Source organism: Aeromonas sp. s6 (assembly GCF_040907815.1).
Lineage (GTDB): Bacteria > Pseudomonadota > Gammaproteobacteria > Enterobacterales > Aeromonadaceae > Aeromonas > Aeromonas caviae.
This window is the reverse complement of sequence record NZ_JBFOCN010000052.1, coordinates 85,444-105,405: the sequence shown is the minus strand read 5'-3', so window position 1 is coordinate 105,405 and position 19,962 is coordinate 85,444. Positions and strand designations below refer to the sequence as shown.

Sequence of the window (19,962 nt, the reverse complement as noted above, 5' to 3'; positions counted from 1 at the left end):
TGCGGAGGGAGAGGTGGGAGAGAAGGATGTCGATCGTACAGCGGATCAGATTGGGCTTTACGCTGCTGCTGGTCCTGTTGCTATTGCTCGGGGCCATCAGTTACCTGAAGACGACCTCCATTCACGGTCGTTTCCAGCAGGTGACCGAGGAGGCGACGCCTCAGGCCCTGACCGCCAGCCGGCTGCGCGCCGCGCTGCTGATGGCTGACAGGGACAGCCTGGCGCATCTCGCCATCCGGGAGACGTCGGCGTTCCCCGAGTCCCGTCAGCGTGTTGCCCATGACAAGGTCCGCTATGAGCAGCACATCAAGGCATTCGCGGCCCTGACACTCGATACCGAGAGTGAGCGGCAACTCGCCCGGGTCACCGACCAGGCCCCCCGGCTGTTTACCCTCTCTGAGCAGTTGATGAGCCTGCACGAAGAGTCGGTCGAGCTGGAGCGGGTGCTCTCACGGATGCGGAGCGAGCTGCTGCACCTGGACGACAACTACCGTTCGGCGGCAGACCTGCTGGTGCGTTACACGGCGGGTCGGCGCTCTTTGCAGAACAAGGCGGAGCTCATCACCAGCGGTATTGCACGGGATCTCAAGCTGATCCTGCGTGCCGACGGCAACACGGATCTGGTGGCGCTACAGGGGGTGCTGGCCAAAGACATCGACATTGCGAACCAGCGCCTGGAGCGGATTGTTGTCCCCGATGACGTCAAGGCCAGGTTCACCCGCCATGTGGCGCGCATTCCCCAACTTGTATTTGGCGACAAGGGGCTGATTGCCACCCTGGTGCGCCGTCAGCAAATCAGCCAGCAACTCCATGGCTTGCGTGAACAGCAGGAGGCGCAGAGCCAGCAACTGGGGGAGGTCCTGGACAGGCTTATCGCCATCAGCAACCAGAGCATGCAGGAGGACAGGCTGAGTGCCGACGTCGCGGTTGACAGCGCCCGCACCTGGATCGTGATGGTGGCCCTGTGTTCCGTGCTCACCGCCCTCATTGTTGCCTGGAGTACGGCCCGCAGCATCCAGGTGCCGCTGGTGCGGATCAATCGGGTTCTCGGTCTGATGGCACAAGGGGACATGACGCTGCGGGTTCGCTACCCCGCCAGGAACGAGCTTGGTGAGGTTGCGAACTCCATCGACCAGCTGGCCCACCACACCAAGACGCTTCTGATGGAGGTCCAGACCGGCTCTGAGTACCTGGTGAGCGAGACGCGCAAGACCGCAGAGATCGGCGAGCAGGTGATGTCGCAGGTGCAGGCGCAGAAGGCCCAGACCGATCAGGTAGCGGCCGCCATCTTCGAGCTGGAGACCAGTGCGACCGAAGTGGCGCGCTCGAGCGATCATGTTCGTCGGGAGGTGGGGGAGGCCAATGACGAGAGCCGGCGCGGACGTCATCTGATGCAGGCCAATCGGGATGGCATCGAGCAACTGGCGACCGACATCGCCGGGGCCATGGCGATCACCCGCAAGCTCGAAGGCTACAGCAGCAACATTGGCAACATTCTCGAGGTGATCCGTGGCATGGCTGAACAGACCAACCTGCTGGCCCTCAATGCGGCCATCGAAGCGGCCCGTGCCGGGGAGGCCGGGCGGGGCTTTGCGGTGGTGGCCGAGGAGGTGCGGGCGCTGGCTACCCGTTCACAAGGGGCGACCCAGGAGATCCAGGTGATGATCGACAACCTGCAGGGATGCGCCCGCGATGTGGCGAGCGTGATGGCCCAGAGCCATGAGCAGACCCAGCAGAGTGTGCAGCAGACCCGGGATGTCGAGAGTGCCCTGGCGGGGATCGCCTCGCGCATGGAGGCCATCAAGGAGATTGCGGATCACATGGCTTATGCCGCAGCGGAGCAGATTTCGGTGAGTCAGGGAGTGGCCCAGCACGTGGCGGCCATCGCAGACGTGGCTCACGAGACCGAGCAGGCGTCCCGGGTATCGGCGAGCAGTGGTGAGGTGTTGTCGGGGCTGGCCAGCCAGCAGCAGAGTCTGGTGGCCCGTTTCAAGGTGTAGGAGAGAGGCGATGTGGAAATCTGTGAGTGCCCTGCTGGTCTGGGGGCTGAGTACGGCGGCGGTATCCCAGGAGCTGGTGCTGGAAACCTGGCGCGTGGATGACGAGGCGCTCTGGAAGGAGCAGTTTCTGCCCCGTTTTCAGGCGATCCATCCCGAGATCACCCTTAAGCTGCATTCGCAGCGCTCGGCGGATTACGATCGGGAGCTTGCCGAGCGGCTGGCGGCGGGGAAGGCGGGGGATCTCATCACTTGCCGTCCTTATGATCAGTCCCTGCGGCTGTTCCAGCAGGGGCATCTGCTGGATCTGACGGACCTGCCCGGGATGGAGAACTTCCCGAGCTTTGCCAAGGCCGCCTGGCAGACCGACTCCGGGGCCCAGACCTTCTGCCTGCCCATTGCCTCCGTGATCCAGGGTTTCTACTTCAATGTCGATATCTTCAACGCCCTTGGGCTGACACCGCCGCGAACCCGTGCCGACTTCTTCGCCGTGCTGGAGAAGGTGAAGCAGGATGGCCGCTATCTGCCGCTGGCACTGGCGGCTCACGACAGCTGGGTGGTCTCCGAGCTTGGTTATCAGAACATCGGTCCCAATTACTGGCATGGGGAAGATGGTCGCCTGGCGCTGATCAACGGTCAGGCGCGAGTGACCGATGCCCCTTATGTGGCGGCGTTTCGTGAGCTGACGAGCTGGCGGCCCTACATAGGGGACCATCCTGCCGATGCCACCGAAGCACAGGCGGTGGATGCCTTTGCTGCGGGCAAGGCCGCCATGATAGTGGCGGGCTCCTGGTCTCTGGCCCAGTTCACCGGCAAGGTCAATTTTGGTGCCTTCCCGCCCCCCGTCGCGCGGGAGGGGGACACCTGCTATTTCACCGATCACACCGACATGGGGATCGGCATCAATGCCGCCAGCCCGAACAAGGAGGCCGCCCTGAAACTGGTGGAGTGGATGGCAAGCGCCGACTTTGCCGAGCGTTTCTCCAATTCGGTGCCCGGTTTTTTCTCCCTCTCCAACCACTTCTTCGAGCTCAAGGATCCGGTTGCGAGCACCATGATGGGCTGGCGGGATACCTGCGATTCCACCTTGCGTCTGGGGGCGCAGTTCCTCACCCGGGGTGAGCCATCGCTTACCACAGAGCTTGCGGAGGTATCGCAATCCGTGGTGCTCGGCACCATGACGCCGGAAGCGGCCGCCGCGCGCATCCAGCAGGGGTTGGCAAGCTGGTATCCCCCCCAGAAGGCGGCCACGAGAAGATCCAGTCTGTGTGAAGCGGACGAGCCTCTCCCCACGCTGGCAACCAGCGCGGCCACCGGGACGGAATCCCCCTTCGCAGCGCCTTGACGGTGGCCACGCTCCCGCAGGGATCTGCACACACACCAAGGCGCCTTCAGGCGCCTTGTTTCATTCAGGTCGACCGGGGTCATCGGGTTGTGATTGCCAGGCTTTGGCTGGTGTCATCGGGCCAGGTCGAATTGAGGGCCGGCAGAAGAGGGACGCCTGGTTATGTGTAGTCTCTGTGCTATGTCAGAGAGTCAAGGTGGAATACGCGGCAGGGACTCGTCGCTCGCTGGACAGGCGGCTGACAAAAGAAAAACGGCCCGAAGGCCGCTTTGCGCTGATGCTGTCCTGGGATCTGATGCTGCCCAGGGAACCGCCCCGGTCTGTGTTCACCCCTTGTACGGCAGTGTGGTATCACGCACCACAATGCTCAACTCGGGCAGTTCGTCCGAGTTCAGCTCCGTGTTCTCGATCAAACCCAACAGAGTCTTGACCATCTTGACACCCATCTCGTAGATGGGCTGACGTACCGTGGTCAATGGCGGGTTGGAATAAGTAGAGAAGGGCAGGTCGTCAAAACCGATGAGCGAGACATCCTCAGGCACCCGCAAGCCGCACTGCTTGAGCCCCAGAATGGCACCGTAACAGGTCTGATCGTTGGCGCAGAAGATGGCGGAGAATTTCCGGCCGCTCTCCACCAGCTTCTTGACGGCATTGAGCCCGCCGACTTCGGCGAAATCCCCCTGGATGACCAGGGAGGGGTCATATTCGATACCTGCGCTCACCAGGGCCTGGCGATAGCCATGATGACGCTCGATGGCATCGTTATGATCCGGTAAACCGACGATATGGGCGATGTCACGATGACCCAGATCCAATAAATAGCGAGTCGCCATGTAGCCACCCAGCCGGTTATTGATACTGAAGGAGTGTACCCGCTCGGTCATGATATTGTGACCTGTGGCCACAATCGGTATTTGCTGGGAAAACTCGAGCAGTGTTTGCTGATTGACGTGGCCGGTCAAAATAATAAGGCCATCAACCCGCCGGGCCACCAGCAGGCGCAACCGCTCAACTTCTTCTTCCGCATTCCAGTGACCGCTGACAATCAGCGGCACATACTCCATGCCCTGAAGAGTGTGTTCAACACCCCGCAACATTTCGTTGGAAAATGGACTCTCCACATGTTGGGTCAAAACACCCAGGGTCATGGACTGACCCGTTTTCAAATATTGCGCCATCAGGTTGGGACGAAAATTCAATTCCTGAATGGCATCTTCCACCGCCTGACGTTTATCTGCGGCCACTTTGGCCGAGCCGTTCAATATCCGGGATACAGTGCTTGCCGAGACACCGGCTCGGCGGGCGATATCATAGACAGTGGCTTTTTTCTCCTGAGCTGACTTCGACATCCCCCCTCCGTACTCGACTGTGAAAACCCCTGGTCATGGCCAGTGTTATATGAATATCTTCTTAATAAATCAGCAAGTTAGGATACCCGTTTCCCCTGGTGGTGACAAGCGATGATGCGCCTTGCCAGGGGAGGGAATGCTACTGCTGGGCGGCAAAAAAGACCTCTTTTGCCTTGGTAAAACCGGCTTGCTCGGCGGCTTTGACCCAGGCGAGCGCCTGCTCATAGTTTTTGCTCTGAACGGCAGTGCGAATATGCTGATAATAATCCAGTTCACCCAACGATTTATCTGGTGAGACCATCACGGGTGATATGGTTTTTGCGATCTGCGTCGCATTTGCAGCAGGCTCTGCGTCCAGCGTCAAATATAGGCGTCCGGTAGCAGAGTGAGGCACTTCCACATTGATGAGGCGGGCGACATCCGTGGTGCGATCATATTGCATGGCGCGCTGGAGATCGTCCGGGTTGAGCCGGGTACTGCCCTGCATGTCCTTCGCAGTGGAATAGATCACCATATAGGCGGCCCGAGCGCTGCCGATGGGGGCCGGAATGGTGAATTCCCCCTGAATGTTCTGCCCTGAAATTAACGAATGACCGTCATAACTGAATGTGGAACCGGGAATGGTTTGAACGGCGTTGTATTGCTCGTCCAGCAACAGGATGCTGGGCAGGAAGACGGTATAGTCGACCGGAATGGTTATTTTGACGCGGGTTGCCTGGCTGACTTCGGGCAGCGAGAAGGCCATTACATAGCTTTTGCCTGAATCAAATGCATAGACCTGGCTGTCGGTGCTTACATCGACCCAGCGGCTCTCCTGCCCGAGGGACTGGAAGCGAAGTTCCTTGAATGACTCGACCGCCACCTTGTTCGACAATTGTTCCCGACCTTGTTCAACCTGTTGCTGCAGGGCGGAGACTGCCGATCCTGGCGAATGCTCCGGGCCCATGCCGGCGCATCCGGCCATCAGCAGACTGACCAGGAAAGGCAGACACTGCTTCGTTCCCTTCATCGTGTTTCCTCGTATGCAATGCGGGTCCCCCAAGGGACCCGAGATTATAGTGCAGATAAGTATCGCGACCTAACCTACCACCACATGTCCGCCTGTACACCGACCAGGAAATCTTCCCGGTCTTCCTGCCAGGGGGTCTCGTTGTTGTGATCGACATAGGTCGTCAGAATGCGGATCTCCGGTGAGGGCCCCATGCCGGTATTGACGGTGAAGGTCGGCACTATGCTGACCTTGTGAGAGGTGCCACCCCGTTCGACGTTGTCGATGATCAGGTTGTTTTTCACATATCCGACTTCCGTCTGGATGGAGAAGAACTCATTGATCGGGAATACCGGGCGCAGAGATGCGGCATACCAGGAATCATGGCCACCCAGCTCGTAATCGTTGTATTGATAGGAGAGGGTCGGCAGCAGATGAATATTGGCGCCATACCAGCCACCCCAGAGGAAGAGGCGGTAGGATTGATCGCCTTCCATCACCTTGGACTGGTAGGGTTTATAGCCATCCGCCGTGTCCTGCAGTGTCTTCTGATACAGGGAGCCCTTGCGATACATGGCGGTATTGGTCAGGTTGGCACCCAGCAAGTCCCCTGAACCCAGCCCACGTCCTGCCTGGGCGATGAACTTGGAGAAGCCGCCCGGCATGAAGAAGAAGTCGTCGCGGGAATAGATGACGGTTCCTTCTGCCCCCTTGGTCGCATATTGCTTGTTGTCGCCGGTGAACTCGTTGCTGGGCATCTGCTTGAGTGCGATCTCCATGTCCCAGGCACCATAGAGGGCGCTGGTGTGGAGGGTGTGCATGGTGGCTTCAGTGCCATTGGCGCGGTCGGAGTGGCTGGTGTCGTTGCTGTTGATATAGGCAAAGTCCCACTTGCCACCCGCCATCTCCATGGCTTTGATGCCGACGCCGGTTCCCGAGTAGTCCGTGTAGAAATAGTCGGTGGTCCAGATGTAGTTCTCGCGGTCGTAATAGCGCAGGCCACCCCACATGGTCCCGGTCGGGGTGATGCCACCCAGCTCCACATAGGTTTCTGACACACCGCTTTCGCGAGGCGCGGCACGGGTTTGCAGGCCATCGGCATCGGACTCCACCTTGAAGTGGATGTTGACCGACTTGTTGCTGCCCAGATCCCACAACTTGTTCAGGCCCGCTTCCCAGCTGTTGTCCAGCTCGGAGCCCAGGCGCCCCATGGTCTTGTCCATCTCATATTCGTACCCCGCCTTGGCGAAGTTGTCCTTGGCGTCAAACATCGAGCCGGCACGAATATAACCGTGGAAGCCAAAACTCTCGGCGGCATTCGATACTGCGGGCATTGCCAGCCCGCAACATGCCCCGACAAACAAGGCGAGTGACTTCAATTTCATCTTATTGCTCCAATCCGTAGAAAATTATTTTCAATCGATTTCTCGAAGATTCAATGCCTTGTCACTTGATCTGCTGGCAGGGCTGATTGCTGTCAAAGTCTGCCGGGATGGCTGTTTTCAGGGCCACGTTGGTGAAGGCGAAGCGCAGACCGGCCATGGAGTCCCAGGCCCCGCTCAGGTAGAGCGCCTTTTGCACCGAGCCTGTGTTGGCCGCCGGAATGAGAGAGGCGACCGGCAGGATGCAGCGGTACCAGGTGTCGTCATCGGGCACGATGTTGCTGTCCATGGTGAAGAAGGTGCCAAAGTCCGGGCCTGCGGTACCGTCCATGCGGATCTGGATGTTGGGGGAGTCACCGTAGCTGGAGACTTTCAGGTCGAGCAGCATGGCGCCGTCCTGATAGGCGGAGAGATCCCCATTGGCGCTGTCGGTCCCGAGGAAGGCGGCGCCATTGCCTGGCAGGTCCATGGTGATGACCTGGTTTTCATCGGTCAGGGTGCCGCCGAAGCTGGCTGCCGGGTAATCGGCGCTGCGGTCCAAGGCCTGGCTCTTGTCACCGGAGTAGTAGAGTGCGGCATCGGTGGCCACCAGCGCGGGGGCATTGTTGACGCCGGAGCCTGTGTCCGGATTGGTACCTGGATCGGTGCCAGGATCGGTACCGGGATCGGTTCCCGGGTCTGTGCCTGGGTCTGTGCCCGGTTCGGTAGCGCCGCCAGGCGCTTCACAGGTGACCGGGTCGACAACGGGCTTGGCCGAGGTGGTGAGCAGGTACTTGATGTTGGTGATTTCGTAGTTGAAGGCTTCTTTGGTGGCTAGGTGGAACGGTGTGCCCACAGTGGCGAGGTTGATGGCCGTGGCACCGGGGAAGGGCTTCATGCAGTTGATGGGCAGCGTGAGCGTTTCCCAGTCGCCGGAACCGGTCAGGGCGCTGGCAATGGGCAGGCTGCTGCGGTTGGGATACTCGTTGTCGATGGAGGCATTGAGCACTTCCGGCACCTTGCTCTTGGTCCGCAGCTGGAACTCGATGAAACCGGAGGCGTATTTGCTCAGGTTCAGAGGGGTGGCGGATTTGAGCATGAAGGTGCCATCTCCGTCACCGGCTACCTGTACATCGGCGGTGTCATCGGTACCGGCATTGTTGATGAGCACGGCGCTGATGCTGGTCATGGCGACGGGAGAAGCGGTGACCGGTTGCAAGCTCCAGTTGTCCTTCTCTGACTGGATGCTGGGGGTTGTACCCCCATTGGCACCGACCCCGAACAGGATCAGGGTACTGTCGCCAGGGGGCGTGGTGCCACCGTTGTCGCCACCGTTATTACCACCGGTGTTGCCACTATTCGAGTCGATATTATCGGCCCCACCACACCCGCCAAGCAGGGCAGCGGCGATCAACGACGCCAAAAGTCCTTTTTTTGATGCATTCATACTGACCACTCCAATCAATGGGAAAAATATCCACCGCGATGAACCGTCAAGACTCAAACAGACGCTATGCAATCGATGCCAAGACAAATCATGCTGGCTTCATTTTCTTGAAATCGATTTCCAATGCAATGCTTATCCCCTGTGATGATCAAAGTTTGTGTTTCAAATCACAGAAAACGTGTCCTGACGACCAGCTGATGGGATGTTAAAGAAAGAGTTATCTTTAAATGAAAAGAGTTCATGATATTGTTTTTAATGGTTTATTTTATTTTTCTCTTGAGACTGACGATCAGAGGGAAAGTATCGGAGTAGATCTGCAATGTATCGGAGGTGATTGCGATGTGTCGATTTCTGAGTAACACTTAAATTGACTTCGATTTCATGGTGTATTGCATGAAAACCAGGCTGTCATCAACCTTGCGGGGGCCTCTCCAGCGGTTCAAGCACCAGGAGTGTCCAGCCTTGACTGGTGATGGCAGACAGCATGCAGTCGATGAGGCCAATGGCGTCGGTCGTCAGAGCGATGCTGAGGCCGGGTTCCTGCTGGGTCGGTACCGACCCGGGATGGTGCAAGCCCCCTGTGCCAGATAGCAGATCGCCATCTTGGAGAAGACCAAGGATGCACCGGCGACGGAGGGCTGGTCACAAATCCTGGAGAGGCAACCCGCGATAGGGTCGCCCCGCAGCACCGGCCATGAACCACAGGCCCGGCACCATGGCGCGCTCATCCTCTTCGAAGGAACGCAAAATGGTGCCAGGCATGCATTGCATGATCATCGCCTCCCCAGGGCCAGCAAACCCGAGCAGCGGTCAGCATGATCGGTGCTGTGCTCGCTGTGTCCGCCAGGCCTGAATGCGCGCCTGGGTACCGATGACGAAGACAAAAAAGACCGGCACGAAGAAGATGGCCAGCAGGGTGCCGCTGATCATGCCGCCGAACACGCCGGTGCCGATGGCATGCTGGGTCTCCGCGCTGGCACCGCTGGCAAGCATCAGCGGCACCACACCGAGGGTGAAGGCGAGTGATGTCATCAGGATGGGGCGCAGACGCAGGCGTGCGGCGGTCACCGCAGCGTCAAGCAGCGAGCGCCCTTCGCCGTGCAACTGGCGGGCAAACTCCACGATGAGGATGGCGTTCTTGGCCGACAGGCCGATGATGGTGATCATGCCCACCTTGAAGAAGACGTCGTTGGGCATGCCGCGCAGCATCACCGCCGCCACGGCGCCGAGCAGGCCCAGGGGGACCACCAGCATCACGGAGAGCGGAATGGACCAGCTCTCGTAGAGCGCGGCCAGCACCAGGAAGACCACCAGCGCCGACAGCAGCATCAGCAGGGGGGCCTCGGCCGCCGACTGGCGCTCCTGCAGCGACTGTCCCGTCCAGGCCAGGGCGAAGCCTGGCGGCAATTGCGCCACCAGGCGATCCATTTCCGCCATCGCGGCGCCACTGGACACCCCGGGGGCGGCACTCCCGGAGAGACGCACGGCGGGGAAGCCCTCGAAGCGCATCATCTGTTGCGGCGACTGGCGCCAGGTCGGCGTCACCACCTCTCGCAGGGGCACCATGCCGCCGCTGGCATTGCGCACCCGCAGGCCGAGTACGTCATCGAGCTGCATGCGCGCCTTGGCGTCGGCCTGCAGGATGATCTGCTGCATGTGCCCGCCGTTGGGAAAGTCGTTGATGTAGAGCGACCCCATCGCCGCCGACAGGGTGCTGCTCACGCTGGTGAACGAGAGTCCCATGGCCTCGGCCTTCTGCCGGTTGATCTCGAGGTGAATGCTCTCGCCGGGGGGCAGGCTGTCGGGATAGACATCGCTCACCACCTCGCTTTGGGCCGCCAGTGCCAGCAGTTGCGCCTGGGCGGCCTGCAGCGCGGCCTCCCCCTGGTTGGCCCTGTCTTGCAGGAAGAGCGTGAAACCCGAAGAGGTGCCCAGTTCGTCGATGGCGGGCGGCAGCAGGCTCATCACTGTGCCTTCCTTGCTGTTGGCCATGGCGGCCTGTGCCAGCTCAGCCTCTTTGGCGGCCGTGGCACCATGACGCTGGTCCCACTCTTTGAGCATGGTGAAGGCCATGGCCGCATTGGGGCCGGCGCCGGAGAAGCTGAAGCCCTGCACCACCAGGTTGGTGTCGAGCGCCTCGCGAGAGGCTACATGGGCCTCGAACTCCTTGATGACGGCCAGGGTGCGCTCGCTGGTGGCACCGGTCGGCAACTGGATGGAGGTCATGAAGTAGCCCTGATCCTCGTCCGGCAGGAAAGAGGAGGGCAGCTGGGTGGCGGCGATGGCCAGCACGGCGCAGAGGGCGGCGAAGGTGACCATCACGCGTCCGCTGCGCCCGACCAGCCGGGTGACCCGAACGCTGTAGCCCACCGTGAGCCGCTTGACGCCCCGGTTGAAGGCGCCGAAGAAGCCGCGCTTCTCATGGTGATCCGGGCTGACCGGACGCAGCAGGGTGGCGCAGAGCGCTGGCGTCAGGGTCAGGGCGAGGAAGGCGGAAATCAGGATCGACACCGCCATCGACAGGGTGAACTGCTGGTAGATGACCCCCACGGAGCCGCTGCCGAACGCCATGGGGATGAACACCGCCGTGAGCACCAGGGTGATGCCGATCACCGCCCCGGTGATCTCCTTCATGGCCCGCGATGTCGCCTCCCTGGGCGATAGCCCCTGGGTGGCCATCAGGCGCTCGACGTTCTCCACCACCACGATGGCGTCGTCGACGATGATGCCGATGGCCAGCACCATGCCGAACATGGTGAGGGAGTTGATCGAAAAACCGGCCAGCAGCATCACCGCGAAGGTGCCAAGCAGGGCGATGGGGGCGACGATGGCCGGGATCAGGGTGTAGCGCAGGTTCTGCAGGAAGAGAAACATCACCAGGAACACCAGCACCATGGCTTCCAGCAGGGTGTGGATCACCTTGTCGATGGAGACCTTGACGAAGGGGGCCGAGTCGAACGGGATCGAATAGGCCATGCCCGCCGGCAGAGTGGGGGCGAGCTGAGCGAGACGGGTGCGCACCGCATCGGCGGTGCGCACGGCGTTGGCGCCGGGGGAGAGCTGAATGGCAGCGCTGGTGGCGGCCACGCCGTTCTCCCGGTTGGAAAAGGCGTAGGATTGCGCCCCCAGCTCGACCCGGGCGACGTCACCCAGCACCAGCTTGGCGCCATCACTACCGGCCCGCAGCACGATGGCGGCGAACGCCTCGGGAGTGGTCAGCTGCCCCTGTACCGTGAGGGGAACCGTCAGTCGCTGGCCAGGCAGGGCGGGTTCGTCGCCGAGGCGCCCCGGTGCAATCTGCACGTTCTGCTGCTCGATGGCCTGCGCCACCTCGCTGATGGTCAACCCGTAGGCGGCGAGCTTGCCCGGATCTACCCAGATGCGCATGGCCTGCTCGGCGCCGAACAGCTGCACTCGCCCCACCCCGTCGATGCGGCGTAGCTCCTGCACGATATTGCGCGCCATGTAGTCGTTCAGCGCGACCTCATCGAAGCGGCCATCCGGTGAAGTCATGCCGACCATCATCAGAAAGCCGGACGAGGCGGACTCCACCTGCAGGCCGGTTTGTCGCACCGCCTGTGGCAAGCGAGGCTCGACCGCCTTGATGCGGTTTTGCACGTCCATCTGGGCCAGCTCCGGATCGGTGCCCGGCTTGAAGGTGGCGGTGATCTGCGCGCTGCCGGAGGCATCTACCGATGACTCGAAGTAGAGCAGGTTCTTCACCCCCGACAGCTCGCGCTCGATAAGGCTCACCACCGCATCGTTCAGGGTCTGCGGCGTGGCGCCCGGATAGGTGGCATAGAGGGTCACCGACACCGGCGCCACCGAGGGATAGCGGGAGATGGGCAGCTTGGGGATGGCGATGACCCCCGCCAGCACGATGAAGAGGGCGAGCACCCAGGCAAACACCGGGCGATGAATGAAAAACTGCGGCATGAAATGTCTCCGATTCAACGGTTACCGGCGTCAGCCTGCTGGCTGACTGCGGGGGATTGCCAGGGATGGGCAATGACTTGCGTCCCCGGGGTCAGGCGGTCGATCCCCTCGATCACCACCCGCTGTCCGGCGTTGAGCCCGGACGTGATGCGGTACTGGCTATTCACCAGTTCAGCGGTGTTGACCGGAACCAGTTGTGCCTGCCCCTGGCCATCCACCACCCACACGCTGGTCTGGCCCGATGTGCGCACCACCGCCTGCTGAGGCACGCTCAGGGCGTTGGCATAGCGGGCACGGGGAATGCGCGCCTGTACGTAGAGGCCGGGCAAGAGCCGCCGCTCCGGGTTGTCCACCAGTACCCGCAGCAGTACGTCACCGGTACCGGCATCCACCTCGATGCCGGAGAAGAGGATGTGCCCCTGCATGCCGAGCGGCTTGCCGTCGCTGCCGAGGATGTCCACCGCCAGTTCCGGTGCCGTCGAGCCAGCCTGCTGGCGCAGGGTGTCGAGCACAGAGGCCGGTTGACGGACATCGACGTAGACCTGATCGATCTGCTGGATCCTGGCCATGGGGGTGGCGTCGGTGGGGGACACCAGAGCCCCTTCACTCACCAGCGCCTGATCGATGCGCCCGGCGATGGGGGCTTCCACGCTGGCAAATTGCAGGTTCAGCTGGTGCCGGGCCAGGGTCGCCCTGGCCTGAGCCACGTCGGCGGCCGCCTGATCACGCTGGGAGACCGCATCGTCATAGGTCTGGCGGCTGATGGCCTCGGTGCGCAGCAGCGGCACCAGACGGTCAATCTGGATACGGGCGCGGGCCAGCACGGCCTCCGCGCGCTGCAATGCTGCGGCGGCGCTGTCGACATCCGCCTTGAAGGGGGCCGGATTTATCTGGAACAGCACGGTGCCTGCGCCGATTTCGGCGCCCTGCTCGAACAGGCGGCGCTGCACGATGCCGCTAATCTGGGCCCGAATTTCGGCGCTTCGCACCGCGGCCACCCGGGCGGGCAGATCCTCGCTGATGACCAGGTCCTGACCTGCCAGCGTCATCACCGACACCTGAGGACGGGTCGGCGCATCTTGCGCTTGCGACGCCCCATCGCAACCTGCCAATCCGAATACGGCAATGACGGCGAGCAGGGTGCCCGCATACCGCTGTTTGACAAACATCATACTCACCTCGTTAAACCGTCTCCCGGGCATGGTACTGCCGCGAGAGCACATCGAACGGGCATTATGGAGAGGGGCTATTGCGAATGATTCGAGGCTTTGTGGAGAATCCATGTAGGCGGTGATAAAGTTCAAGCCCACCATTTTCGAGTCCGACCATGTCGTATCTTCCTGCTTCCGCCAACCCGGCGGCCCAGTCACTGGTACTGATTGCAGAGGATGAAGCCGAGATAGCCGACATCCTCGCCGCTTACCTGCAACGCCACGGATTGCGCACCCTGCATGCCGCCGATGGCCGCGAAGCCCTGGCCATGCACCAGACATGCAAACCCGATCTCCTGTTGCTGGATGTGCAGATGCCGCAGCTCGATGGCTGGCAGGTGCTCAGCGAGATCCGTGCCCGTGGCGACACGCCGGTGATCATGCTGACCGCCCTGGATCAGGACCTCGACAAGCTGATGGGGCTGCGCATGGGGGCGGATGACTATGTGGTCAAACCCTTCAACCCGGCCGAAGTGGTGGCCCGGGTACAGGCGGTGCTCAGACGCATCCAGGCTGCGAAGCAGACCATGGCCCGGGTGCTGCGGGTCGGCCCCTTCCAGATCGATCTGGAGAGCCACGAGGCCAGCATTTGCCGCGATGAGGGGCAGCAGGTGCTGGATCTGACCCTGACCGAGTTCAAGTTGCTCGCCTCCCTGATGCGGGCACCCAAGCGGGTGTTCAGCCGCGTCGAACTGCTGACCCACTGCCTGCCGGAGGGGGATACCCAGGAGCGCACGGTGGACAGCCACATCAGCAAGCTGCGCAAGAAGCTGGAGGCACAGGGCATCCAGGGGGTGCCCGCCAGTGTCTGGGGCGTCGGCTATCGCTTCGGGGGTGATGCGTGACATCGGCACCCGGCCTGCGCAGGCAGATCATCCGCTCCCTGGGGCTGATGGCGCTCGGCATCATCTGCCTCGCGGTGATCGGCACCTATGTGTTCTACGCCATTGCCGTGACCTATGTGCCTGGCAGCATCTCCGAGAGCTGGATGCCCTCCAGGGTCGAGATGATCTGGATTGGCTCGACCATTCTCATTGCATTGGGGATGGCGCTGTACGTGGCAGTGCGCCTCTCTCGGCGCATCCTGACTCCCCTCAACTCGGTGGCAACCAGCCTGCGCGAGGTGGCCGAGGGTAAGCTCGATGCGCGCGTGCCGCTGGATGAACAGGCGATCGGGGAGACGGCGCAACTGGTGCGGGACTTCAACACCATGGCCGAACGGCTGCAGAGCATGACCCGTGAGCGGGAGTTCTGGAATGCCGCCATCGCCCACGAATTGCGCACCCCGGTGACCATCTTGCGTGGCCGCTTGCAGGGGCTGGCCGAAGGGGTATTTCCGCCAGAGCGTGCGCTCTTTGAAGGCTTGCTGCGTCAGGTGGAGGGATTGACCCACCTGATCGAAGACTTGCGGGTACTCAGTCTCAACGACAGCGGCCACCTGGAGTTGCAACGAGAGGAGATCAGGCTGTCCGACGAGCTTGCCGTGGTGCTTGAGGCGTTTGCCACCCCTCTGGCCGCGAGCGGTTTCACCCTCAAGCGGGAGCTCGATACCGAGCTCTGGGTCTGTTGCGATGCACTTCGCATCCGTCAGGCCCTGATGGCGCTGCTGGAAAATGCCCAGAAGCACGCGGTGCCGGGCATGCTGACCGTGCGCCTGCATCGTTCTGGCACCCAGTGCATCCTGAGCGTGGAAGACGAAGGGCCCGGCATCAGCGAGGAGGTCGCCGCCCATATCTTCGAGGCGTTTCGCCGGGGGGATCCGTCACGCTCGCGCAAGAGTGGCGGCAGCGGGCTCGGGCTGGCCGTGGTCAAGGCGATTGCCGAGGCCCACGGCGGCAGTGCGGTCTGCCAATCCGGCGGGCGGGGCGGCACCCTGTTCCTGCTTTCCTGGCCCCTCTTGCACCCTGACGGCAGGTCATGACCCCGCATTGCCGCATCGGCTCGGGATGGGCGAGCCGAGGCGCGTGTGTTGACTGTGATCCAACAGCCCATAAAAAAAGCCCATCTCATGGGGAGAGACGGGCTTTTTTTATGGCTTGCAGGCAGCGCCCTCTTGGGGCGCGCCGGGATCAATGCTCGGCCAGCAGGGGCTCTCCCTCCTGGCGTTTGTCGTGGATGGCAAAGCGATCGACCAGGGTGGCACTGGCGTCGTTCAGGCCGATGACCGCCACCTCTTTCCCCTCACGGCGGAACTTGATGACCACCTTGTCGAGGGCCGTGATGGCGGTGATGTCCCAGAAGTGGGCGTGCGTCAGGTCGATGACCACCTTCTCCACTTCCTCCCTGAAATCGAAACCGGCCAGGAACTGCTCGGCGCTGGCAAAGAAGACCTGGCCCCGCACCAGATAGGTACGCACGGCGCCGCTGCGCTCGCTGTCGCTCTTGACCACCATGACGCGGGCAACCTTGTGGGCGAAGAAGAGGGAGGCGAGCAGCACCCCCACGAAGACCCCGAGTGCCAGGTTGTGGGTCGCGACCACCACGGCGACGGTGGTCACCATCACCAGGTTGGTGGAGAGGGGGTGGCTCTTCAGGTTGCGTACCGACTCCCAGGAAAACGTGCCGATGGAGACCATGATCATCACGGCCACCAGGGCTGCCATGGGGATCTGACGGATCCACTCATCCATGAAGACCACCATCAGGATGAGCAGGGTCCCCGCCACGAAGGTGGAGAGGCGGCCGCGGCCACCGGATTTGATGTTGATGACGGACTGGCCAATCATGGCGCACCCCGCCATGCCTCCCAGCAGACCGGCGCCGATGTTGGCGATCCCCTGACCCTTGCACTCGCGGTTGCGATCGCTTGGGGTGTCGGTCATCTCGTCGACGATGGCTGCCGTCATCATGGACTCGAGCAGTCCCACCACCGCCAGCCCCGCTGAATAGGGGAAGATGATGGCCAGGGTCTCCAGATTGAGGGGAACGTCGGGCCAGAGGAAGACCGGCAGGGTATCGGGCAGCTCACCCATGTCGCCCACGGTACGGATGTCGATGCCCAGGGTGATGGCCACCGCCGTCAGGATGACGATGCACAGCAGGGGGGAGGGGAGCAGTTTGCCCACCACGGGAACGAGCGGGAACAGATAGATGATGCCAAGCCCGGCCGCGGTCATGGCGTAGACCTGCCAGGTGACGTTGGTGAGCTCGGGCAGCTGGGCCATGAAGATAAGGATGGCCAGGGCGTTGACGAAGCCGGTCACCACGGAGCGGGAGACGAATCGCATCAGGCTGCCGAGCCTGAGGTAGCCCGCCGCTATCTGGAAGAGGCCGGTGAGCAGGGTGGCTGCCAGCAGATACTGCAGGCCATGTTCCTTGACCAGGGTCACCATCAGGAGTGCCATGGCGCCGGTGGCGGCGGAAATCATGCCGGGACGACCGCCGACGAAGGCGATGACCACGGCGATGCAGAAGGAGGCATAGAGGCCGACCTTGGGGTCGACGCCCGCAATGATGGAGAAGGCGATGGCCTCCGGGATCAGCGCCAGGGCGACGACGATGCCCGACAGCAGATCGCCCCGTATGTTGGAGAACCACTCTTGTCTTGCACGTTCCAGCATGGGGATTTTCTCGCTCGTTGAGGATCCATGGCCACAGGCCCGCAAATCAGGGGAAATGGCGGGGATCACAGGGTTGGATTGGCTGTTGATGGCCGGGTAAACCGGCCGGTCGGCATAACCGGAGTCAGGCGGCAGAGGCCGCACAGGGCAGGGTCAGGGCGGCGTGACGGCCACCCCAGAGCACATAACAGGCATAAGGGGCGCATGTTAACAGCCGGTGCCAGGCCGGGGAAGCCCGGATTGTTTTATCTAGCACAAGAGCAGCCAACATAGACCAAACAAGGGGGCTCTGCCGTTTTCAGAGAAGTGATTGATGCGATTATGGCAACACCGAAGGGGGCAACACCATGGGACCGGCCACCGTACGGGCTGCCTCGTCACCTCGCAGTACCCGTACTATCTCGAGGGCGAACTCGATGGCGGTACCCGGGCCCAGGCTGGTGATCAGGCGATGGGCTTCATCGGTCACGACCCGCGCCGTGCTCAATTGTGTCGCGGGCAGACGGGCCTGAAAGCCCGGATGGCAGGTGGTGCTCGCATTCCCCAGCAAGCCGTGATGGTGCAGTACCACGGCGGGTGCGGCGCAGATGGCGGCGCGCCAGCGGCCGAGGCCTGCCTGCTCCCGTAGCAGGTCGATGGCGAGGGGGGTGTCGCGGATCACTTCGCTGCCAGGCAGACCGCCCGGCACGACCATGGCATCGAAGTCACGGGTGGTCAGCTCGTCGAGATGGCAATCCGCCACCAGTTGCACCCCGCGAGAGGCGCGGATCTGGCGCGCTCCTGTGGGGCAGCAGGAGGCCAGCACCACATCGATGCCACCCCGAACCAGGGTATCGACGATGGCAACCGTCTCTATCTCTTCCGACCCGGGGGCCACCAGTACCAGTACGCTCATCCTGCACTCCTTGCTTGCCAGCTGCTCTGCTCAGCGCTTCTCTTTGACGGCCTGATAGAGGCCCTGATTGACCGGCACCGCGATACCGTGAAGGGCGGCCTTGCCCAGCAGGAAGCCGGTGATGGCTTCGATCTCGGTCTCGCGGCCCTGTTCCATGTCCTGATACATGGAAGAGTAATTGTCGGCGGTGAGCTCCACCACCATCATGACGCGGCGCAGCAGCTCTTCGCTGCCGGTGGGCTGACCTTCGGCCCGCATGACGTCAGCCACTTCCACGCAGATTTGCTGCAGGGCATCGGCAAAACGCGGACCGGCCAATTCGCCGTTCTTGAGCTTGTAGAGCGCGGTGAGGGGATTGATGGCGCAGTTGACGGCGAGTTTCTGCCACTGACGTGTCAGGATCTGCTCATCCCAACCGGCCTGACCCAGGGCGCTGGCCAGCTCGTCGGCGAGGTGGGCATGGGCACGGGCCGCTTCGTTGATTGGGCCCAGCCAGGTCTCCCCCTTGCCGGTGTGGCGGAACACGAAGTGGCCGCTCTGCATGGCGCCATGGCTGGTGACGCCGGCGATCACCGGATTGTCGGGGAAGAGTGCGACCACCTGATCGGCGATCCCCATGCCGTTGTGCAGCAGCACGATGGGCACCCCTGCCGCCAGTTGCCCGACCAGGGGAGTGAGGGCCGATATCACCTGCCCCGCCTTGGTCATCACCAGCAGGCGTTTGATGCTGCCCGGCTTGTCGATGAAGGCGCGTTCGATGGCCAGGAGCTGGGTATGCCCCTCAAGTGAGGTAAAGTCGACGCCGGGGTGCAAGGTGGCACGATGGCGCTCGCGCAGCAGGAGGCGGGTTGCTTGGCCGCTTTGGGTCAACAGGGAGGCGAAGACGCCGCCCAGGGCGCCGCAGCCCAGCAAGGTCCACTCGGGAGAGACAGGGTGACGGCGTGTTTTCAGGTTGTTGTCGCGTAATCCGCTTGGCATGAAGAGGCTCGATCATGGGAAGGGCTGCCATCCTGTCAACCGCCAACCCGGGATAAGGGAAGATGTCGCTTGGTGAATACCTGGAACCGGTGCATGAGCTGGTTGCCGGGTCGTGCTCAAGGTTCATGCGCAGCCAGGGAGCCTCATGTATGCATGAACATGCGGGTGTCTGGGCTGCACTTCACCGAGTGTCGGACCTCTCGCGGTCGCTCCTAAACGGGTTCTAACGGGTCTCACCATTCCTGTGCGCAGGGGATTCTAGCAGAGCAATCCCATCGAAATCAGCAAATTTGCCCGTTTTCTGGTAGATTTGCCCACCTGTCAGCACAACCTGAAGTACAGCATGAGGAGCCCGGCTATGCCGTCATTCGATATTGTCTCTGAAGTCAAAATGAACGAGGTGTTGAACGCCGTTGATAACGCCAACCGTGAACTGGCGACCCGTTTCGATTTTCGTGGTGTGGAAGCCAGCTTCGAATTGAACAAGGAAGAAGTGAAGCTGGAAGCCGATGCCGATTTCCAGCTCAAGCAGATGGTCGAGATCCTGCGCGGCGCCCTGCTCAAGCGCCAGATCGAGAACAGTTCCATGGATGTGGGTGACAGCGTCCACTCCGGCAAACGTTTCCACCTGACCGTGAAGTTCAAGCAGGGGATCGACAAGGAAGTGGCCAAGAAGCTGGTGAAGCTCATCAAGGACTCCAAGATCAAGGTGCAGGCTGCCATCCAGGGCGACGAGGTGCGGGTCACCGGCAAGAAGCGCGACGATCTGCAAGAGACCATGGCCTTGGTGCGTGGCGCCGAACTGGGCCAGCCGATGCAGTTCCAGAACTTCCGCGACTGATGGCGAACGGGGAGGGCGCGGCTCTCCCCCCACTGCCAGCATGAGGGCATAAAA

Annotated in this window: 15 protein-coding genes; 5 read left to right on the top strand and 10 right to left on the bottom strand. The window is 61.9% G+C overall.

Annotation, left to right across the window (positions count from 1 at the left end):
* Positions 1-26 precede the first annotated feature (26 nt).
* Entirely contained in the window at positions 27-2,000 is a 1,974-nt protein-coding gene (locus AB5Y50_RS07980; protein ID WP_010673342.1) for a methyl-accepting chemotaxis protein, read from the top strand.
* A gap of 10 nt (positions 2,001-2,010) precedes the next feature.
* Positions 2,011-3,342, top strand: a complete 1,332-nt coding sequence (locus tag AB5Y50_RS07975; RefSeq protein ID WP_010673343.1) for an ABC transporter substrate-binding protein — start codon at positions 2,011-2,013, stop codon at positions 3,340-3,342.
* 326 nt (positions 3,343-3,668) lie between these two features.
* On the opposite strand, the gene AB5Y50_RS07970 is transcribed toward AB5Y50_RS07975, so the two are convergent.
* The 7 genes from AB5Y50_RS07970 to AB5Y50_RS07940 form a co-directional block, all read right to left on the bottom strand.
* Positions 3,669-4,691: a LacI family DNA-binding transcriptional regulator gene (locus tag AB5Y50_RS07970; protein WP_041201452.1), complete on the bottom strand. Its 1,023-nt coding sequence runs from the start codon at positions 4,689-4,691 to the stop codon at positions 3,669-3,671.
* A 139-nt stretch (positions 4,692-4,830) separates the two neighbouring features.
* Positions 4,831-5,700, bottom strand: a complete 870-nt coding sequence (locus tag AB5Y50_RS07965; RefSeq protein ID WP_010673345.1) for a MalM family protein — start codon at positions 5,698-5,700, stop codon at positions 4,831-4,833.
* Positions 5,701-5,774: 74 nt separating this feature from the next.
* Positions 5,775-7,064: a carbohydrate porin gene (locus AB5Y50_RS07960; RefSeq protein ID WP_029313911.1), complete on the bottom strand. Its 1,290-nt coding sequence runs from the start codon at positions 7,062-7,064 to the stop codon at positions 5,775-5,777.
* A gap of 61 nt (positions 7,065-7,125) precedes the next feature.
* A complete protein-coding gene (locus tag AB5Y50_RS07955) occupies positions 7,126-8,487 on the bottom strand; it encodes a putative glycoside hydrolase (RefSeq protein WP_127904527.1) in 1,362 nt (453 codons plus the stop codon).
* Positions 8,488-9,129: 642 nt separating this feature from the next.
* Positions 9,130-9,258, bottom strand: coding sequence for a hypothetical protein (locus tag AB5Y50_RS07950; RefSeq protein WP_261925305.1), 129 nt, complete (start codon positions 9,256-9,258; stop codon positions 9,130-9,132).
* Positions 9,259-9,297: 39 nt separating this feature from the next.
* On the bottom strand, positions 9,298-12,423 hold the full coding sequence (locus tag AB5Y50_RS07945; protein ID WP_010673350.1) for a multidrug efflux RND transporter permease subunit: 3,126 nt from the start codon (positions 12,421-12,423) through the stop codon (positions 9,298-9,300).
* 14 nt (positions 12,424-12,437) lie between these two features.
* A complete protein-coding gene (locus AB5Y50_RS07940) occupies positions 12,438-13,595 on the bottom strand; it encodes an efflux RND transporter periplasmic adaptor subunit (RefSeq protein ID WP_010673351.1) in 1,158 nt (385 codons plus the stop codon).
* A gap of 155 nt (positions 13,596-13,750) precedes the next feature.
* Between AB5Y50_RS07940 and AB5Y50_RS07935 the strand changes: the two genes are divergently transcribed.
* Both AB5Y50_RS07935 and AB5Y50_RS07930 read left to right on the top strand, forming a co-directional pair.
* Positions 13,751-14,479 (top strand): response regulator, encoded by a 729-nt coding sequence (locus tag AB5Y50_RS07935; RefSeq protein WP_010673352.1) that lies wholly within the window; start codon positions 13,751-13,753, stop codon positions 14,477-14,479.
* Positions 14,476-15,555 (top strand): ATP-binding protein, encoded by a 1,080-nt coding sequence (locus tag AB5Y50_RS07930; RefSeq protein ID WP_010673353.1) that lies wholly within the window; start codon positions 14,476-14,478, stop codon positions 15,553-15,555. Before AB5Y50_RS07935 ends, AB5Y50_RS07930 begins: the two co-directional genes overlap by 4 nt.
* A 148-nt stretch (positions 15,556-15,703) precedes the next feature.
* Here the strand turns inward: AB5Y50_RS07930 and AB5Y50_RS07925 are convergent, their stop codons facing one another.
* From AB5Y50_RS07925 to AB5Y50_RS07915, 3 genes are all read right to left on the bottom strand, one after another.
* A complete protein-coding gene (locus AB5Y50_RS07925; RefSeq protein ID WP_010673354.1) occupies positions 15,704-17,194 on the bottom strand; it encodes a SulP family inorganic anion transporter in 1,491 nt (496 codons plus the stop codon).
* Positions 17,195-17,513: 319 nt separating this feature from the next.
* The gene (locus AB5Y50_RS07920) at positions 17,514-18,089 is read right to left on the bottom strand and encodes a DJ-1 family glyoxalase III (protein ID WP_052816332.1); all 576 of its coding nucleotides are present in this window, start codon (positions 18,087-18,089) and stop codon (positions 17,514-17,516) included.
* 30 nt (positions 18,090-18,119) lie between these two features.
* Positions 18,120-19,067, bottom strand: coding sequence for a ketopantoate reductase family protein (locus AB5Y50_RS07915; protein ID WP_039040714.1), 948 nt, complete (start codon positions 19,065-19,067; stop codon positions 18,120-18,122).
* Positions 19,068-19,425: 358 nt separating this feature from the next.
* Here AB5Y50_RS07915 and AB5Y50_RS07910 point away from each other — a divergent pair, with 358 nt between their 5' ends.
* A complete protein-coding gene (locus AB5Y50_RS07910) occupies positions 19,426-19,908 on the top strand; it encodes a YajQ family cyclic di-GMP-binding protein (protein WP_010673357.1) in 483 nt (160 codons plus the stop codon).
* Positions 19,909-19,962: the final 54 nt, after the last annotated feature.